The sequence below is a fragment of the Mycobacterium sp. 155 genome, from assembly GCF_000373905.1.
In the GTDB taxonomy this organism is placed as follows: domain Bacteria; phylum Actinomycetota; class Actinomycetes; order Mycobacteriales; family Mycobacteriaceae; genus Mycobacterium.
Genome location: NZ_KB892705.1, coordinates 2,181,126 through 2,196,342, shown reverse-complemented (window position 1 = coordinate 2,196,342; position 15,217 = coordinate 2,181,126). Strand labels below are relative to the sequence as shown.

14 protein-coding genes are annotated in these 15,217 nt (G+C 67.7%); 12 read left to right on the top strand and 2 right to left on the bottom strand.

From position 1 onward, the window contains the following. Window positions 1-160: 160 nt before the first annotated feature. The 7 genes from B133_RS0110335 to B133_RS0110305 all read left to right on the top strand — a co-directional run bounded on the left by B133_RS0110335 (window position 161) and on the right by B133_RS0110305 (window position 7,160). Window positions 161-952 carry an electron transfer flavoprotein subunit beta/FixA family protein gene (locus B133_RS0110335; protein ID WP_018600884.1) on the top strand — a complete coding sequence of 264 codons (792 nt, stop codon included), beginning with the start codon at window positions 161-163 and terminating at the stop codon, window positions 950-952. A 51-nt stretch (window positions 953-1,003) separates the two neighbouring features. Continuing rightward, window positions 1,004-1,960: an electron transfer flavoprotein subunit alpha/FixB family protein gene (locus tag B133_RS0110330; protein ID WP_018600882.1), complete on the top strand. Its 957-nt coding sequence runs from the start codon at window positions 1,004-1,006 to the stop codon at window positions 1,958-1,960. A gap of 169 nt (window positions 1,961-2,129) precedes the next feature. Continuing rightward, window positions 2,130-2,972, top strand: coding sequence for a GNAT family N-acetyltransferase (locus B133_RS0110325; protein ID WP_018600880.1), 843 nt, complete (start codon window positions 2,130-2,132; stop codon window positions 2,970-2,972). Beyond that, window positions 2,969-3,823 carry a 1-acyl-sn-glycerol-3-phosphate acyltransferase gene (locus B133_RS0110320; RefSeq protein ID WP_026256246.1) on the top strand — a complete coding sequence of 285 codons (855 nt, stop codon included), beginning with the start codon at window positions 2,969-2,971 and terminating at the stop codon, window positions 3,821-3,823. Before B133_RS0110325 ends, B133_RS0110320 begins: the two co-directional genes overlap by 4 nt. A 45-nt stretch (window positions 3,824-3,868) precedes the next feature. Beyond that, the gene (locus B133_RS0110315; RefSeq protein ID WP_018600876.1) at window positions 3,869-5,086 is read left to right on the top strand and encodes a cysteine desulfurase family protein; all 1,218 of its coding nucleotides are present in this window, start codon (window positions 3,869-3,871) and stop codon (window positions 5,084-5,086) included. Then, window positions 5,083-6,153, top strand: a complete 1,071-nt coding sequence (mnmA, locus tag B133_RS0110310) for a tRNA 2-thiouridine(34) synthase MnmA (RefSeq protein WP_018600874.1) — start codon at window positions 5,083-5,085, stop codon at window positions 6,151-6,153. The genes B133_RS0110315 and mnmA overlap by 4 nt, the downstream gene beginning before the upstream one ends. After that, complete coding sequence (locus B133_RS0110305; protein WP_018600872.1) at window positions 6,150-7,160, top strand: methionine synthase; 1,011 nt, start codon at window positions 6,150-6,152, stop codon at window positions 7,158-7,160. The genes mnmA and B133_RS0110305 overlap by 4 nt, the downstream gene beginning before the upstream one ends. Before the next feature lie 181 nt (window positions 7,161-7,341). Here B133_RS0110305 and B133_RS0110300 read toward each other — a convergent pair whose 3' ends face one another. Next, entirely contained in the window at window positions 7,342-7,752 is a 411-nt protein-coding gene (locus B133_RS0110300; RefSeq protein ID WP_018600870.1) for an MmcQ/YjbR family DNA-binding protein, read from the bottom strand. Window positions 7,753-7,818: 66 nt separating this feature from the next. On the opposite strand from B133_RS0110300, the gene B133_RS0110295 reads away from it, so the two are divergent. Beyond that, window positions 7,819-9,252: a multicopper oxidase family protein gene (locus tag B133_RS0110295; RefSeq protein ID WP_018600869.1), complete on the top strand. Its 1,434-nt coding sequence runs from the start codon at window positions 7,819-7,821 to the stop codon at window positions 9,250-9,252. 34 nt (window positions 9,253-9,286) lie between these two features. Continuing rightward, window positions 9,287-11,374 carry an NAD-dependent DNA ligase LigA gene (gene ligA, locus B133_RS0110290; protein WP_018600868.1) on the top strand — a complete coding sequence of 696 codons (2,088 nt, stop codon included), beginning with the start codon at window positions 9,287-9,289 and terminating at the stop codon, window positions 11,372-11,374. A gap of 10 nt (window positions 11,375-11,384) precedes the next feature. On the opposite strand, the gene B133_RS0110285 is transcribed toward ligA, so the two are convergent. Next, complete coding sequence (locus B133_RS0110285) at window positions 11,385-12,044, bottom strand: amino acid-binding protein (protein WP_018600867.1); 660 nt, start codon at window positions 12,042-12,044, stop codon at window positions 11,385-11,387. A gap of 113 nt (window positions 12,045-12,157) precedes the next feature. Here B133_RS0110285 and gatC point away from each other — a divergent pair, with 113 nt between their 5' ends. From gatC to B133_RS0110270, 3 genes are read left to right on the top strand one after another with little or no spacing between them, the layout of a single operon-like run. After that, the gene (gatC, locus tag B133_RS0110280) at window positions 12,158-12,457 is read left to right on the top strand and encodes an Asp-tRNA(Asn)/Glu-tRNA(Gln) amidotransferase subunit GatC (protein WP_018600865.1); all 300 of its coding nucleotides are present in this window, start codon (window positions 12,158-12,160) and stop codon (window positions 12,455-12,457) included. After that, the gene (gene gatA, locus B133_RS0110275) at window positions 12,454-14,040 is read left to right on the top strand and encodes an Asp-tRNA(Asn)/Glu-tRNA(Gln) amidotransferase subunit GatA (RefSeq protein ID WP_026256243.1); all 1,587 of its coding nucleotides are present in this window, start codon (window positions 12,454-12,456) and stop codon (window positions 14,038-14,040) included. The genes gatC and gatA overlap by 4 nt, the downstream gene beginning before the upstream one ends. Then, window positions 14,041-15,072, top strand: a complete 1,032-nt coding sequence (locus B133_RS0110270) for an ATP-dependent 6-phosphofructokinase (protein WP_018600863.1) — start codon at window positions 14,041-14,043, stop codon at window positions 15,070-15,072. The last annotated feature ends 145 nt before the right edge of the window (window positions 15,073-15,217 follow it).

Here is a 15,217-nt window from a genome sequence, read left to right as displayed (position 1 = left end):
TACCACCCATGTGTGATAGTGGTCACCGCAGGCCAAGCTCGACCAGCTATGGTGTTCCTGCGAACTACCATAAGTTACCGACCAGTAACATGGGGTTAGCTGCAAAGAACGTAATATGGCAGGCCGGTCTCCGGCCTCACGAGGAGGACGAACCAGAGTCATGACGAATATCGTGGTCCTGATCAAACAGGTCCCAGACACTTGGTCGGAGCGCAAGCTCACCGACGGCGATTTCACCCTCGATCGCGAGGCCGCCGACGCCGTGCTCGACGAGATTAACGAACGTGCCGTTGAAGAGGCACTGCTGATCAAGGAGCGTGAGGGGGGCGACAGTACGGTCACCGTGCTGACCGCGGGCCCGGAGCGCGCCACCGAGGCCATCCGCAAGGCTCTGTCGATGGGGGCCGACAAGGCTGTGCATCTCAAGGACGACGGCCTGCACGGGTCCGACGTGATCCAGACAGCGTGGGCGCTGGCCCGCGCGCTGGGCACCATCGAGGGCACTGAGCTGGTCATCGCCGGTAACGAGGCAACCGACGGTGTCGGTGGCGCGGTCCCGGCTGTCATCGCCGAGTACCTGGGCCTGCCGCAGCTCACCCATGTGCGCAAGCTGACGGTCGAGAACGGCCGGGTCACCGCAGAGCGTGAGACCGACGACGGTGTCTTCACCCTGGAGGCCGCGCTTCCGGCTGTCGTCAGCGTCAACGAGAAGATCAACGAGCCCCGCTTCCCGTCCTTCAAGGGCATCATGGCCGCGAAGAAGAAGGAAGTCACCGTGCTCACCCTTGCCGAGATCGGCGTCGACGCCGACGAGGTCGGTGTCGCCAGTGCCGGGTCGAAGGTGCTGTCGTCGACCCCGAAGCCGCCGAAGGCCGCTGGTGAGAAGGTCACCGACGACGGCAACGGCGGTACCAAGGTTGTCGAGTACCTCGTTGCTCAGAAACTCATCTAGCAGCTGCTCCCATCGAATCTAACGAGACGCGAAAGACATAACGAGAAACCCATGGCTGAAGTACTTGTGCTCGTTGAGCACTCCGAGGGTGCCCTGAAGAAGGTCACCGCTGAATTGATTACCGCCGCCCGGGCGCTAGGTGAGCCTGCCGCCGTCGTGGTGGGCAAGCCCGGCACGGCAGCACCGCTGGTAGACGACCTCAAGGCCGCCGGTGCGGCCAAGATCTACGTTGCCGAATCCGATGACGTCGAGAACTACTTGGTCACCCCGGTGGTCGACGTGCTCGCCGGTCTGGTCGAGACTGCCGCGCCCGCGGGCGTGCTGCTCGCCGCAAGCGCCGACGGCAAGGAGATCTCCGCACGGTTGGCGGCCCGCATCGGTTCGGGTCTGCTGGTCGACGTGATCCAGGTCAAGGAAGGCGCGGTGGGCGTCCACAGCATCTTCGGTGGCGCTTTCACCGTCGAGGCACAGGTCACCAGCGACACTCCGGTGATCACCGTGCGTCCCGGCTCGATCGAGGCCGTGCCTGCCGCCGGTGCCGGTGCGGTCGTCAACGTCGAGGTTCCGGCTCAGGCCGAGACCGCCACCAAGATCACCAAGCGTGAGCCCGCGGTGGCCGGCGACCGCCCAGAGCTCACCGAGGCCACCGTCGTGGTCGCCGGCGGGCGTGGTGTCGGCAGCGCGGAGAGCTTCGCGATCGTCGAGGCGCTGGCCGACTCGCTCGACGGCGCTGTCGGTGCTTCGCGTGCCGCGGTCGACGCGGGCTACTACCCGGGCCAGTTCCAGATCGGGCAGACCGGCAAGACCGTGTCGCCGCAGCTGTACATCGCGCTGGGTATCTCCGGGGCGATCCAGCACCGCGCCGGTATGCAGACGTCGAAGACGATCGTCGCGGTGAACAAGGACGAAGAGGCGCCGATTTTCGAGATCGCCGATCTCGGCATCGTCGGCGACCTGTTCAACGTCACCCCGCAGCTCACCGACGCCATCAAGGCTCGCCAGGGCTGATTTTTCGCGTTTTCTCGCGCGAGCAGACACAAAACTGCCCCTTTTCGCACGAAAAGGGGCAGTTTTGCGTCTGCTGAGCAGCCCGGCGGTCCAATTCGTCACCTAGCCATCACGGACATGTCACGCTGACGACGCCAGCCGGCGACCCGGCTGGGCGACTGTGCTGGCTATGAGCACTCCATCTGTACTCATCGCCGCCGACCGTCCCACCCCGTCAGCGGATTCGCCGCGGTATTCACTGTTGTTGTCCACCGACGCCGAGCTCATCTACGCGGCACAGCGACTGCGTCACGACGTGTTCACCGCTGAGCCGGGATTCGCGTTCAAGCGCGACGGCGACTCCGCTGGTCTGGATGCCGACCGGTTCGACGAGTACTGCGACCACCTGCTGGTACGGGACGAGGACGCCGGCGAACTGGTCGGCTGCTACCGCATGTTGCCGCCGCCCGGCGCGATCGCCGCCGGCGGGCTCTACACAGCCACCGAGTTCGATGTGACGGGCCTCGATGCACTGCGGCCGTCTCTGGTGGAGATGGGCCGCGCCGTCGTGCGCAGCGACCACCGCAACGGCGCGGTGGTCCTGCTCATGTGGGCGGGCATCCTGGCCTACCTGGACCGCTGCGGCTACGACTATGTCACTGGCTGCGTCTCGGTGCCCACCGCGGGCAACGCCGACGGCCCGCCCGGCACGCTGATCCGCGGGGTCCGCGATTTCGTCCGCCGTCGCCATGCCGCACCGCAGGAGTTCACCGTGTACCCGTACCGACCCGTCGTGCTCGACGGCGAGAGCCTCGACGACATCGCCCCGCCGTCGCGGATCTCGGTGCCGCCGCTGATGCGCGGCTACTTACGGCTGGGCGCGCAGGTGTGCGGCGAACCGGCCCACGACCCCGACTTCGGGGTGGGTGACTTCCCGGCCCTGCTCGACAGGCGCCGGGCCGACATCCGCTACCTCAAGCGACTGCGCTCGGTGTCGGCAGCAGCCGACATGGCCGACGGGATGGGCTCGTGACCAGTCCGCGCACAGCCGCAGGCCGCGCACACCCATGGTTGCCCAGGGCATCGTGTGATGCCAGCTGCGTGCAGGCCGGCAGCGCCGACACCGGCCGCAGATCGGTCGTCTGGGTCCGCACCACCGTGCGGGTCGCCATGGCGGTCCTCCTGGCACCCGGCGTGCCGCTGCTGGCGGTGCCGTTGCCCGGGCGCTCACACATCCAGCGGTTGTACTGCCGATTGATGCTGCGGTGCTTCGGCGTGCGTATCACCGTGTCAGGCGGTCCGATCCGCAACCTTCAGGGTGTGCTGGTGGTCAGTGGGCACGTGTCCTGGCTGGACATCTTCACCATCGGGGCAGTGCTGCCGGGATCCTTCGTCGCCCGCGCCGACCTGGTGGAGTGGCCTGCTCTGGGACGGCTCGCCCGCATCATGAAGGTCATCCCCATCGACCGGGGCAGTCTGCGCCGGCTGCCGTCGGTCGTGGACACCGTCGCGCAGCGTCTGACCGAAGGGCACACCGTGGTGGCGTTCCCCGAGGGCACCACCTGGTGCGGACTGGCCCACGGCCAGTTCCGTCCCGCGATGTTCCAGGCCGCCATCGACGCCGCCCGCCCCGTGCAGCCGCTGCGACTGACCTACCGGCACCGCGACGGCCGGCTGTCCACGGTTCCGGCCTTCGTCGGGCAGGGCACCCTGCTGCAGTCTGTCCGGCGCGTCATCACCGCCCGTCGCACCGTGTGCCACGTGCACGTCGGGTCGCTGCAACTGCCCGGCGAGAACCGCCGCGATCTGGCCGCACGCTGCGAGGCGGCGGTGCGTGGGGAGCAGACTCTGCCTGTCACGCCCGCTCACGCTCTGGTCGCCTGACCGGCATTCGGGCCGATAGCCGGTCGCGGCTATCCTGGGAGCGTTATGGCTGCCTCACCGACCGTGTCCTCGGGTGCGCAGGTCTACCTCGATCACGCCGCCAGCACCCCGATGCATCCCGCTGCCATCGAGGCGATGACGGCTGTGCTGGCCACCGCGGGCAACGCATCGTCGCTGCACGGATCGGGCCGGCTGGCCCGGCGCCGGATGGAGGAGTCCCGCGAGACACTGGCCCAGCTGCTGGGGGCGCGGCCCTCGGAGGTCATCTTCACCGCCGGCGGCACCGAAAGCGACAACCTGGCGGTCAAAGGCATCTACTGGGCCCGCCACGATGCCGAGCCCACGCGGCGGCGGATCGTGACCAGCCCGGTCGAACACCACGCGGTGCTCGACGCCGTGGAATGGCTGGCCGAGCACGAGGGCGCCGAGGTCACGTGGCTGCCGGTCGGCCCGGACGGTGCGGTGGCCCCCGAAGCTCTGCGGGCTGCGCTGCAGGAGCACGACGACGTGGCGCTGGTATCGATCATGTGGGCCAACAACGAGGTCGGCACCATCATGCCGATCACGGAGCTGGCGGCGGTCGCCACGGAGTTCGGGGTGCCGATGCACAGCGATGCCGTGCAGGCGGTCGGTCAGATCCCGGTGGACTTCGGGGCCAGCGGGCTGGCGGCGATGAGCGTGGCTGCGCACAAGTTCGGCGGGCCTGCCGGTGCCGGGGTACTGCTGTTGCGTCGGGACGTCGCATGCGTGCCACTGCTGCACGGCGGCGGCCAGGAACGCGACATCCGTTCCGGCACACCGTTTGTGGCTGGCGCCGTCGGCATGGCAGCGGCTGCGAAGGTGGCGATCGACGGTATGGCGGTCAACAGCGCACGGGTACGCGCGTTGCGGGATCGGCTGATTGAGGGCGTATTGGCAACGATCGATGACACCTACGTCAACGGGGCCGCTGGCACGGGACGGCTTCCCGGCAACGCGCACTTCACTTTCCGTGGTTGCGAAGGCGATTCGTTGCTGATGCTGCTCGATGCCAAGGGCATCGAATGCTCGACCGGATCAGCCTGCACGGCCGGGGTGGCGCAGGCCTCTCACGTGCTGATCGCAATGGGCGCCGACCCGGCGACGTCCCGCGGATCCTTGCGACTGTCGCTGGGGCACAACAGCACCGACGCCGACGTGGACGCTGCGCTTGAGGTACTGCCGGGCGCAGTGGAGCGGGCCCGGCTGGCGGCGCTGGCGAGTTCCGGAACGGCTCGCTCATGAGGGTGCTGGTCGCGATGAGCGGTGGAGTGGATTCGTCGGTGGCCGCCGCCCGCATGGTCGACGCCGGCCACGATGTCGTCGGCGTGCACTTGGCGCTGTCGTCCACGCCGGGCACCCTGCGCACCGGATCGCGGGGATGTTGTTCCAAGGAGGATGCCGGTGACGCCCGGCGCGTCGCGGACGTGCTCGGGATCCCGTTCTACGTCTGGGATTTCGCCGACAGGTTCAAAGACGATGTGATCGACGACTTCGTCGAGGCCTACGCGCGCGGTGAGACCCCGAATCCGTGCGTGCGGTGCAACGAGCGGATCAAGTTCTCCGCACTGTCGGCCCGGGCCTTGGTGCTGGGTTTCGACGCCGTCGCGACGGGTCACTACGCACGGCTGGAAGACGGCAGGCTGCGCCGCGCGGTCGACGCTGACAAGGATCAGTCGTACGTGCTGGGTGTGCTGACCGCCGAGCAGCTTCGACATGCGCTGTTCCCGATCGGCGACACACCCAAGCCGCAGATCCGTGAAGAGGCTGCCGCCCGCGGGCTGGCAGTCGCTGAAAAGCCTGACAGCCATGACATCTGCTTCATCCCGTCGGGGGACACCCAGGCTTTCCTCGGCGCGCGTATCGGGGTGCGCCGCGGCTCGGTGATCGATTCCAGCGGCACAGTGCTCGCCGAACACGGAGGCGTGCACGGTTTCACCATCGGCCAACGCAAGGGTCTGGGAATCGCGGGCCCCGGCGCCGACGGCAGGCCCCGGTACGTGACCGCGATCGACGCCGAAACCGGCACCGTCCGCGTCGGATCGGCCGAGGACCTCGAGGTGCGGCAGCTGTCGGGGGAGAACCCGGTCTTCACCAGCGGCGTCGCTCTTGACGGGCCCGTGGAGTGCCAGGTGCAGGTGCGGGCGCACGGTGGGATCGCCGACGTCGTGGCAGAGTTGTTCGACGGCCGCCTGATAGTGAACCTGCGGACCCCGCTGCGCGGCGTCGCACCTGGGCAGACCATGGTGCTTTACCGTCCCGATCCGGACGGTGACGAGGTCATCGCCAGCGCCACCATCGCACGCGCGTGAGCGCTTTCGCGGCCGCGACCGGTATCGGGTCTTGGCCTGGCACCGCCGCGCGGCAGGCCGCCGAGGTCGTCGTAGGGGAACTGCACACGCTGACCCATCTGGTGGAACTGCCCGCCCGCGGCATCGGCGCCGACATGATCGGCCGGGCTGGGGCGCTGCTGGTCGACGTCGGCATCGACACCGTGCCGCGCGGCTACCGCATCGCATCGGGCCGCAGTGCCGCGCTGCGCCGCGCGGTGAGTCTGCTGGGCGAGGATGTCGATGCGCTCGAGGAGGCCTGGGAAAAGGCCGGGCTGCGCGGCAGCGGGCGCGTCGTGAAAGTCCAGGCGCCCGGGCCCATCACGCTGGCCGCGCAGCTGGAACTGTCCGGCGGGCATCGGGCCATCACCGACCCGGGCGCGTTGCGCGACCTCGCCGCATCTTTGGCCGAGGGGCTGGCGCAGCACCGGGCCGACGTCGCGCGCAGGTTGGAGACAACCGTGGTGGTGCAGCTCGACGAGCCGTCGTTGCCGGCCGCGCTGGCAGGTCGGTTGACCGGGGTGACCAGCTTGTCGCCGGTGCATCCGGTCGACGAAACCGTCGCCATGGGCTTGCTTGACGGCTGCGTCGCGCGCGTCGGCGCCGAAACCGCCATGCACAGCTGCGCTCCGGGCTTACCGTGGAAAGGCTTGCTGCGCAGCACTGTTCACGCTGTTTCCGTCGATCTTTCGACCCTGACCCCGGCTGATCTGGACGGTATCGGCGAGTTCGTCGACGCCGGGCGCACAGTGCTGCTCGGGGTGGTGCCCGCCACCGCACCCGAACGCAGGCCGTCGGTCGAAGAGGTCGCCAAGGCGGTCGTGACGGTCACCGACCGACTGGGTTTCGCCCGTGAGGTGTTGCGGGACCGGATCGGCATCACTCCGGCGTGCGGACTGGCCGGTGCGACGCCCGAGTGGGCGCGGGTCGCACTTGAGCTCGCGCAAAAGACCGCCGACGGCTTCGCGCAGGATCCGGACGCCATCTAACCCCCATAGGCCCGCGGAGGCTCGTCTACCGCTGGCATCCTGCCGGCTTCCCTCGTGCCGCGCCGATTGTCACGCTGGGGTGGCTCTCGATTTCGAGAGCCACCCCAGCGTGACAAAGTAGGTCGGGTCGGCGCCGCAGGTCGGGTCGGCGCCGTAGGTCCGGCAACAGGGCCCGCGAAACTCATGGTTCCTCCCCTCGGCGTTCATCGAGTTGCTTGACGAGCTTGCGGGAAGCCACGAGTCGGTACGAGGCGTCGACCAGCTCGGTCACTTCGTCCCAATCCACCTTCGTCGCAGTGAAATCCAAACCCAGCCAGCCGTGGGGGCCCATGTAGGCCGGGAAGAAGAACCGCCTGTCCTGCTTCAGTGCCCGTCTGTCGCTGTCGTCGACTTTGATCAGAAGGGAATAGGGCATCCCGCGCATCGCCCCGCGAGTCTTGACGTTGCCCCCGTACATGGCGAACATCTTCGGCGCGCAGAACACCGGCCTGCCCCACGACACTTTCTCGAATGCCTCCGGGAAGTCGAGAGCGATGCTGCGTAGCTCGGCCAGTCCCGGATCGTTGTCGCCGAACATGATCGGATGCGGCATGCCGTCACCATAACCGGAGCCGGTAAAACGCTGCCGTGAGCTGCACGACAGTGTCACGCTGAAACGATGATCGACCGGCGTGGATTTCTGATGTTGTCGGCGGTCGGGGCGGCAGGTCTGGTGGGCGCCTGCTCGTCGCGAAACGCAACCCCTACGGCCACGAGCAGTGCCCCGGGCAAACCGGTCGAAATCGCGTTCACAGCCGCCGAATCCGATGTTGACCTCGGGGGTGTCGCGGTCCGAACCTGGACCTACACCGGCACGGTGCCCGCCACAGAAATCCGGCTCCGCAAGGGCCAGCGGCTGCGGGTGCCGGTGACCAACCGGCTGCCCCAGGAAACCACCGTGCACTGGCATGGTCTGGCAATCCCGAACGACATGGACGGGGTGCCGGTGCTGACTCAGCAGGCAATCGCCCCGGGCTCGAACTTCACCTACGAGTTCGTCGTTCCCGATGCGGGCACCTACTACCTGCACTCGCACGTCGGGACTCAGCTGGACCGTGGCATGTACGGTCCGCTCATCATCGAAGATCCGGCGGATGGCGCGGACTACGACGACGAGCTCGTCGTGGTGCTCGACGACTGGATCGACGGCACCGGAACCAATCCGGATCAGGTCGCCGAAGACCTCAAGGCCAACGGGATGAAACCGATGGCCGGCGGGGGACCCATGGTGACGCCGACGATGCCACTGGGCGATGACGGCGGCGACGTCACCTATCCGTACTTCCTCGTCAACGGTCGCACCGTCAAGGACCCGCAGACCGTCGATTGTCGTTCCGGACAACGTATTCGGCTGCGGATCATCAACGCGGGCGCCGACACCGCGTTCCGTGTCGCGGTGCCCGGCTGCGAGCTCGATGTCACTCACACCGACGGTTACCCGGTGCACCGGCACCGCACCGAGACGGTGATCCTCGGCATGGGTGAACGCGCCGACGCGATCGTCACGCTGGCCTCCTCAGCGCCGCTGATCGCCGCGGCGGAGGGCAAGGACGGCTATGCACAACTGAACCTGCGGGTTGACGCCACGCCGTCGAATCCCGATGTCGCCGGGTTGGTGAAGACGCTGCGCACGCAGCAGCCGCTGAACACCGCAACCCTCACGCCGGCCGCAGAAGTCGTCCTGCCACAAAGAAATCCGGACCAGATCGTGGAGCTGAGGCTGGCCGGTCCGATGGCCGGCTACACCTGGCCGATCAACGGCAAGCTCTACGACCCGCCCAACGATGGCATCGAGCTGACGAAAGACAAGCGGGTCCGGATCCGATTCGTCAGTGATTCGATGATGTTCCATCCCATGCATCTGCACGGCCATACCTTCCAGGTGGTTGGGCCGCAGGGCCCTCGGGCACGCAAGGACACTGTTCTGGTGCCGCCTGAGCAGACCGTCGAGGTGGACTTCGACACCGACAACCCCGGTCGGTGGATCGTGCATTGCCACAACGACTACCACCTCAACGCAGGTATGGCGACATTCTTCACCTACGTCGCGTGAGTTTGCAGTCGGTGTGCTCCGATAATCTGCGGAGGTGACCTCGAGCGACACTGAAGACGCTGACCTGCGACGACGTTGGCAGGAGCTGGCCGACGAGGTACGTGAACACCAGTTCCGCTACTACATCAGGGACGCGCCGGTGATCTCCGACGCGGAGTTCGACGCGATGTTTCGCGAGCTGCAGGCGCTCGAGGACGCCCACCCCGAGCTGCGGACCCCAGATTCACCGACCCAGCTGGTCGGCGGGGCGGGCTTCGCCACCGACTTCACGCCCGCCGAGCATCTGGAGCGCATGTTGTCGCTGGACAACGTGTTCGATTCCGACGAGTTGTCGGCATGGGCGGCCCGGATCAGTGGTGAGATCGGTGATGCCGCGCATTATTTGTGCGAGTTGAAGATCGACGGAGTGGCACTGGCGCTGGTCTACCGCGACGGACGACTGGTCCGGGCCGCCACTCGCGGTGACGGGCGCACCGGCGAGGACGTCACCCTCAACGCACGCACCATCGAAGACATCCCCGAGCGGCTCACACCTTCCGATGAGTTCCCGGTGCCCGCGGTGCTCGAAGTGCGTGGCGAAGTGTTCTTCCGGGTCGCCGACTTCGAAGATCTCAACGCCGGGCTGGTCGCCGAGGGCAAGCCGCCTTTCGCCAACCCGCGCAACAGTGCGGCGGGCTCGCTGCGGCAGAAGAATCCGGCGGTGACCGCGCGGCGCAAACTGCGGATGATCTGCCACGGTCTGGGTCATATAGAAGGCACTGCGGGCTTCCCGTTCAAGACGCTGCATGACGCGTACCGCGCCCTGGGGCAATGGGGATTACCGGTCTCGATTCACACCACCAAGGTTTCCGGCGTCGCCGCGGTCGCCGAGCGCATCTCCTACTGGGGGGAACACCGGCACGAGGTCGATCACGAAATCGACGGTGTGGTGGTCAAAGTCGACGAGGTGGCGCTGCAACGCAGGCTCGGCGCGACGTCGCGTGCTCCGCGCTGGGCCGTGGCCTACAAATACCCGCCCGAGGAAGCCACGACCAAGCTGCTCGACATCAGGGTCAGTATCGGCCGCACCGGCCGGGTCACGCCGTTTGCCTACATGGAGCCGGTCAAGGTGGCCGGTTCGACGGTCGGCCTGGCGACCCTGCACAACGCCACCGAGGTCAAGCGCAAGGGCGTGCTGATCGGCGACACCGTCGTCATCCGCAAGGCCGGCGACGTCATTCCTGAGGTGCTCGGCCCGGTCGTCGACCTGCGGGACGGGTCCGAGCGTGAGTTCGTCATGCCCACACACTGTCCCGAATGCGGCACCCGCCTGGCGCCGGCCAAGGAGGGCGACGCCGACATCCGTTGTCCGAACACCCGTAGTTGCCCGGCGCAGCTGCGGGAACGGGTGTTTCATGTCGCGGGCCGTGGCGCGTTCGACATCGAGGGGCTGGGATACGAGGCCGCGACGGCGTTGCTGGCGGCCGGGGTGATCACCGACGAGGGCGATCTGTTCACCCTGACCGCCGACGATCTGCTGCGCACCGAACTGTTCACCACCAAGGCCGGCGAATTGTCCGCGAACGGTAAACGCCTGCTGGCCAATCTCGGCAAGGCCAAGGCCCAGCCGCTGTGGCGGGTGTTGGTGGCGCTGTCCATTCGTCACGTCGGGCCGACCGCGGCGCGAGCGCTGGCCACCGAGTTCGGCAGCCTGGACGCCATCGTCGCGGCGTCAGAGGAACAACTCGCCGCGGTCGAAGGCGTCGGGCCCACCATTGCCGCGGCGGTGGTGGAGTGGTTCGCCGTCGACTGGCACCGCGCGATCGTCGACAAGTGGCGTGCAGCCGGGGTACGAATGGCCGACGAGCGCGACGCCAGTGTCGAGCGCACGCTGGAAGGCCTGTCGATTGTGGTCACCGGTTCGTTGCCCGGGTTCTCCCGCGACGAGGCCAAGGAGGCCATCATCGCCCGCGGCGGCAAAGCCGTGGGTTCGGTGTCGAAGAAGACGGCCTACGTCGTCGCCGGGGACGCACCTGGATCGAAATACGACAAGGCGGTCGAACTCGGTGTTCCGATCGTCGACGAGGACGGATTCCGGAAGTTGCTCGCGGAAGGGCCCGCACCTGAAGACGGTGCGGAGTAGCCGCCCGACCTCACCGCAGAATCGTCCCCACGATCCCGGCCAGGTAGCCCAGCCGGGCGACCTCTGACGGCCGGAAGCCCGGGCCGCCGGGGCGCCCCAGCAGTACCGCGGTGTTGTGGTCGCCCAACGGTGCGGCGGCCAGGGTGGTATCCATGTCCCGCCACAGCTGTGGCACCCAGTCCGCGGTGCCGTTCAGCATCTCGGCATGTTCCAGCGGCAGCCAGGGCGCGGACGGGAGATGGGTTTCGGGTGCGCCGTGACTGCCGGCGAGTCGCTCGACGCCGGTTGCGGTCGCCCGCAGCACCGTGCACCAGCCGACCCGCAGCACCGGGGCGGCCTCCTCGGCGAGGACCTGGAGCCGGGCGGCGCGTCCTGTGGCGGCCGCTACGTGGTCGATCAGTTCGAGCTCTCGGTGCGCTTCCAGTAGGCCGGTGTGCGGCCGGATGCTGTCGACGTAGACGCCGGTCAAGTTCTCGGCGGCGGTGATCAGGGCGTCGGGCATGGACCCGGCGGGCAGCTCGACCACCAGATCGTCAATCGCGAATCCCGCACTGCGCTCGACGACGTCGAGCGACAAGATATCGGCACCTACGGACCCCAGCGCGACCGCCAGTGAACCGAGACGGCCTGGACGGTCCTCCAGCTGGACCCGCAGCAGATAGGAAGGCACGCGCAACACTGTCGCACAACGATGCGCCGAGGGCATTCCGAGCGGCCCGCGTGCGGCCGCTTCGCTCGTGCCCGCTGCCACCAGCTCAGGCGCAGTGACTAGGCTGCTTTGTCGTGTCGCAGATCTCCCGAGACGAGGTTGCCCACCTGGCGCATCTGGCCCGGTTGGCGCTGACCGATGACGAGTTGGACAGTTTCGCCGGCCAACTCGACGCCATCCTTGGCCACGTCGGCCGGATCCAGTCCGTCGACGTCACCGGCGTCGAAGCCACCGACAACCCACTCAAAGACGTCAACGTCACACGGCCCGACGTCGTCGCGCCGTGCCTGACCCAGGACGAGGCGCTGGCCGCGGCGCCCAGGGCGGAGGACGGGCGGTTCGCGGTGCCGCGGATCCTGGGGGAACCCGAATGACCGATCTCACACGCTGTGACGCAGTGACCCTCGGCGCCCAGATCGCCGCCGGCGAGGTCACCTCCACCGAGGTCACCCAGGCACACCTGGACCAGATCGCCGCCACCGATGAGCGCTTCCACGCGTTCCTGTACGTCGGCGCCGAGCAGGCGCTGGCCGCAGCGGCCGCCGTCGACCGTAAGGTCGCCGCGGGCGAATCGCTGGCCTCGCCGCTGACCGGTGTGCCGCTCGCGCTCAAGGACGTCTTCACCACCAACGATGCGCCGACCACGGCCGGGTCGAAGATCCTGGAGGGCTGGCGCTCACCGTACGACGCGACGGTGACCACCAAGCTGCGGGCGGCCGGTATCCCGATCCTCGGCAAGACCAACATGGACGAGTTCGCCATGGGCAGCTCGACCGAGAACTCCGCGTACGGCCCGACCCGCAACCCCTGGGATACCGACCGGGTGCCGGGCGGCTCCGGCGGTGGCAGCGCCGCGGCACTGGCCGCATACCAAGCGCCGTTGGCCATCGGTACCGACACCGGCGGGTCGATCCGCCAGCCCGCCGCGCTCACAGCCACCGTCGGCGTCAAGCCCACGTACGGCACGGTCAGCCGCTACGGACTGATCGCGTGCGCGTCGTCGCTGGACCAGGGTGGTCCGTGCGCCCGCACCGTGCTCGACACCGCGCTGCTACATGAGGTCATCGCCGGCTACGACCCGCGGGATTCCACGTCGATCGACGTCCCGGTGCCCGATGTGGTGGGTGCGGCCAGGGCCGGCGCACAGGGCGACCTCAAGGGTGTTCGGGTCGGTGTGATCAAGCAGCTGCGTGGTGAGGGCTATCAACCCGGTGTGCTCGCGTCGTTCAACGCCGCGGTCGAGCAGATCACTGCGCTCGGTGCGGAGGTCACCGAGGTGGACTGCCCGAACTTCGACCATGCAATGGCGGCCTACTACCTGATTCTGCCCTCCGAGGTGTCCAGCAACCTGGCGCGCTTCGACGCCATGCGATATGGCCTGCGGGTCGGCGACGACGGCACGCACAGCGCCGAAGAGGTCATGGCGCTGACCCGGGCCGCCGGCTTCGGTCCGGAAGTCAAGCGCCGCATCATGATTGGCACCTATGCGTTGTCGGCCGGGTATTACGACGCGTACTACAACCAGGCCCAGAGGGTCCGGACGTTGATCGCCCGCGACCTGGAACGCGCTTACGAAAGCGTCGACGTGCTGGTCTCGCCGACGACCCCGACCACCGCGTTCGCGCTGGGGGAGAAGGTCGACGATCCACTGGCCATGTACCTGTTCGATCTGTGCACCTTGCCGCTGAACCTGGCTGGGCACTGCGGCATGTCGGTTCCGTCAGGGCTCTCGCCCGACGACGGCCTGCCGGTCGGACTGCAGATCATGGCCCCGGCACTGGCCGATGACCGGCTCTACCGGGTCGGCGCCGCCTACGAAGCGGCTCGCGGCCCGATTGCGGGCGCACTTCAGGTGTCGCCGAACAGCGATCTGGGTGCAGTTTCGGCGCTCGCCCAGCAGGCACCTGGCCAGCCGGGCAAGATAGAGCACATGCGCACACGAGGAGCAGATGAGTAGATGCGTATCGGAATCCTGACCGGCGGTGGCGACTGCCCTGGTCTGAACGCGGTGATCCGTGCGGTGGTACGTACCTGTGATGTGCGGTACGGCTCGACGGTTGTCGGCTTCCAGGACGGCTGGCGAGGTCTGCTGGAAGACCGGCGGGTCCAGCTCAAGAACGACGACCGCAACGATCGGTTGCTCGCCAAAGGCGGCACCATGCTGGGCACCGCGCGGGTGAATCCCGACGAATTGCGGGCCGGGCTACCCCAGATCAAGCAGACGTTGGAGGACAACGGCATCGATGTGCTGATCCCCATCGGCGGGGAAGGCACGCTGACCGCGGCGCACTGGCTGTCCGAGGAGAACGTCCCGGTGGTGGGCGTGCCCAAGACCATCGACAACGACATCGATTGCACCGACGTCACTTTCGGCCACGACACGGCGCTGCAGGTTGCCACCGAGGCCATCGACCGCCTGCACAGCACTGCCGAATCTCATCAACGGGTGATGCTCGTCGAGGTGATGGGTCGCCACGCAGGGTGGATCGCCCTCAACGCCGGCATGGCCTCCGGCGCGCACATGACGCTGATTCCCGAGCATCCGTTCGACGTCGAAGAGGTCTGCCGGTTGATCAAACAGCGCTTCGTGCGCGGTGATTCGCATTTCATCTGCGTCGTCGCCGAGGGCGCCAGGCCCGCTGAGGGGTCGATGGAACTGCGCGACGGCGGTATCGACGAGTTCGGCCATATCCGGTTCACCGGCGTCGCCCACCAACTCGGCGTGGAGATCGAGAAGCGGATCAAGAAGGAAGTGCGCACCACGGTGCTCGGTCACGTGCAGCGCGGCGGAACGCCGACGGCCTACGACCGGGTGCTGGCCACCCTGTTCGGCGTCAATGCCGCCGACGCCGCGCATGCCGGCGAGTACGGGATGATGGTGTCGCTGCGGGGCGAGGACATCGGCCGGGTGCCATTGGCCGACGCCACCCGCCGACTCAAGCTGGTGTCCCAGAGCCGTTACGACGACGCGGCCGAGTTCTTCGGCTGAGTTTCTCGGGCAAGTTTCTCGGGCGAGCAGACACAGCGGTTCCCGAAACCCGGCGTGTCCGGTACCGCCACGTCTGCTCGCCGAGGAATTTGCGCGCTCTCGGGGAGTGCACCCGGCGCCGGCCTGAACCTGCCCAATTAGGATC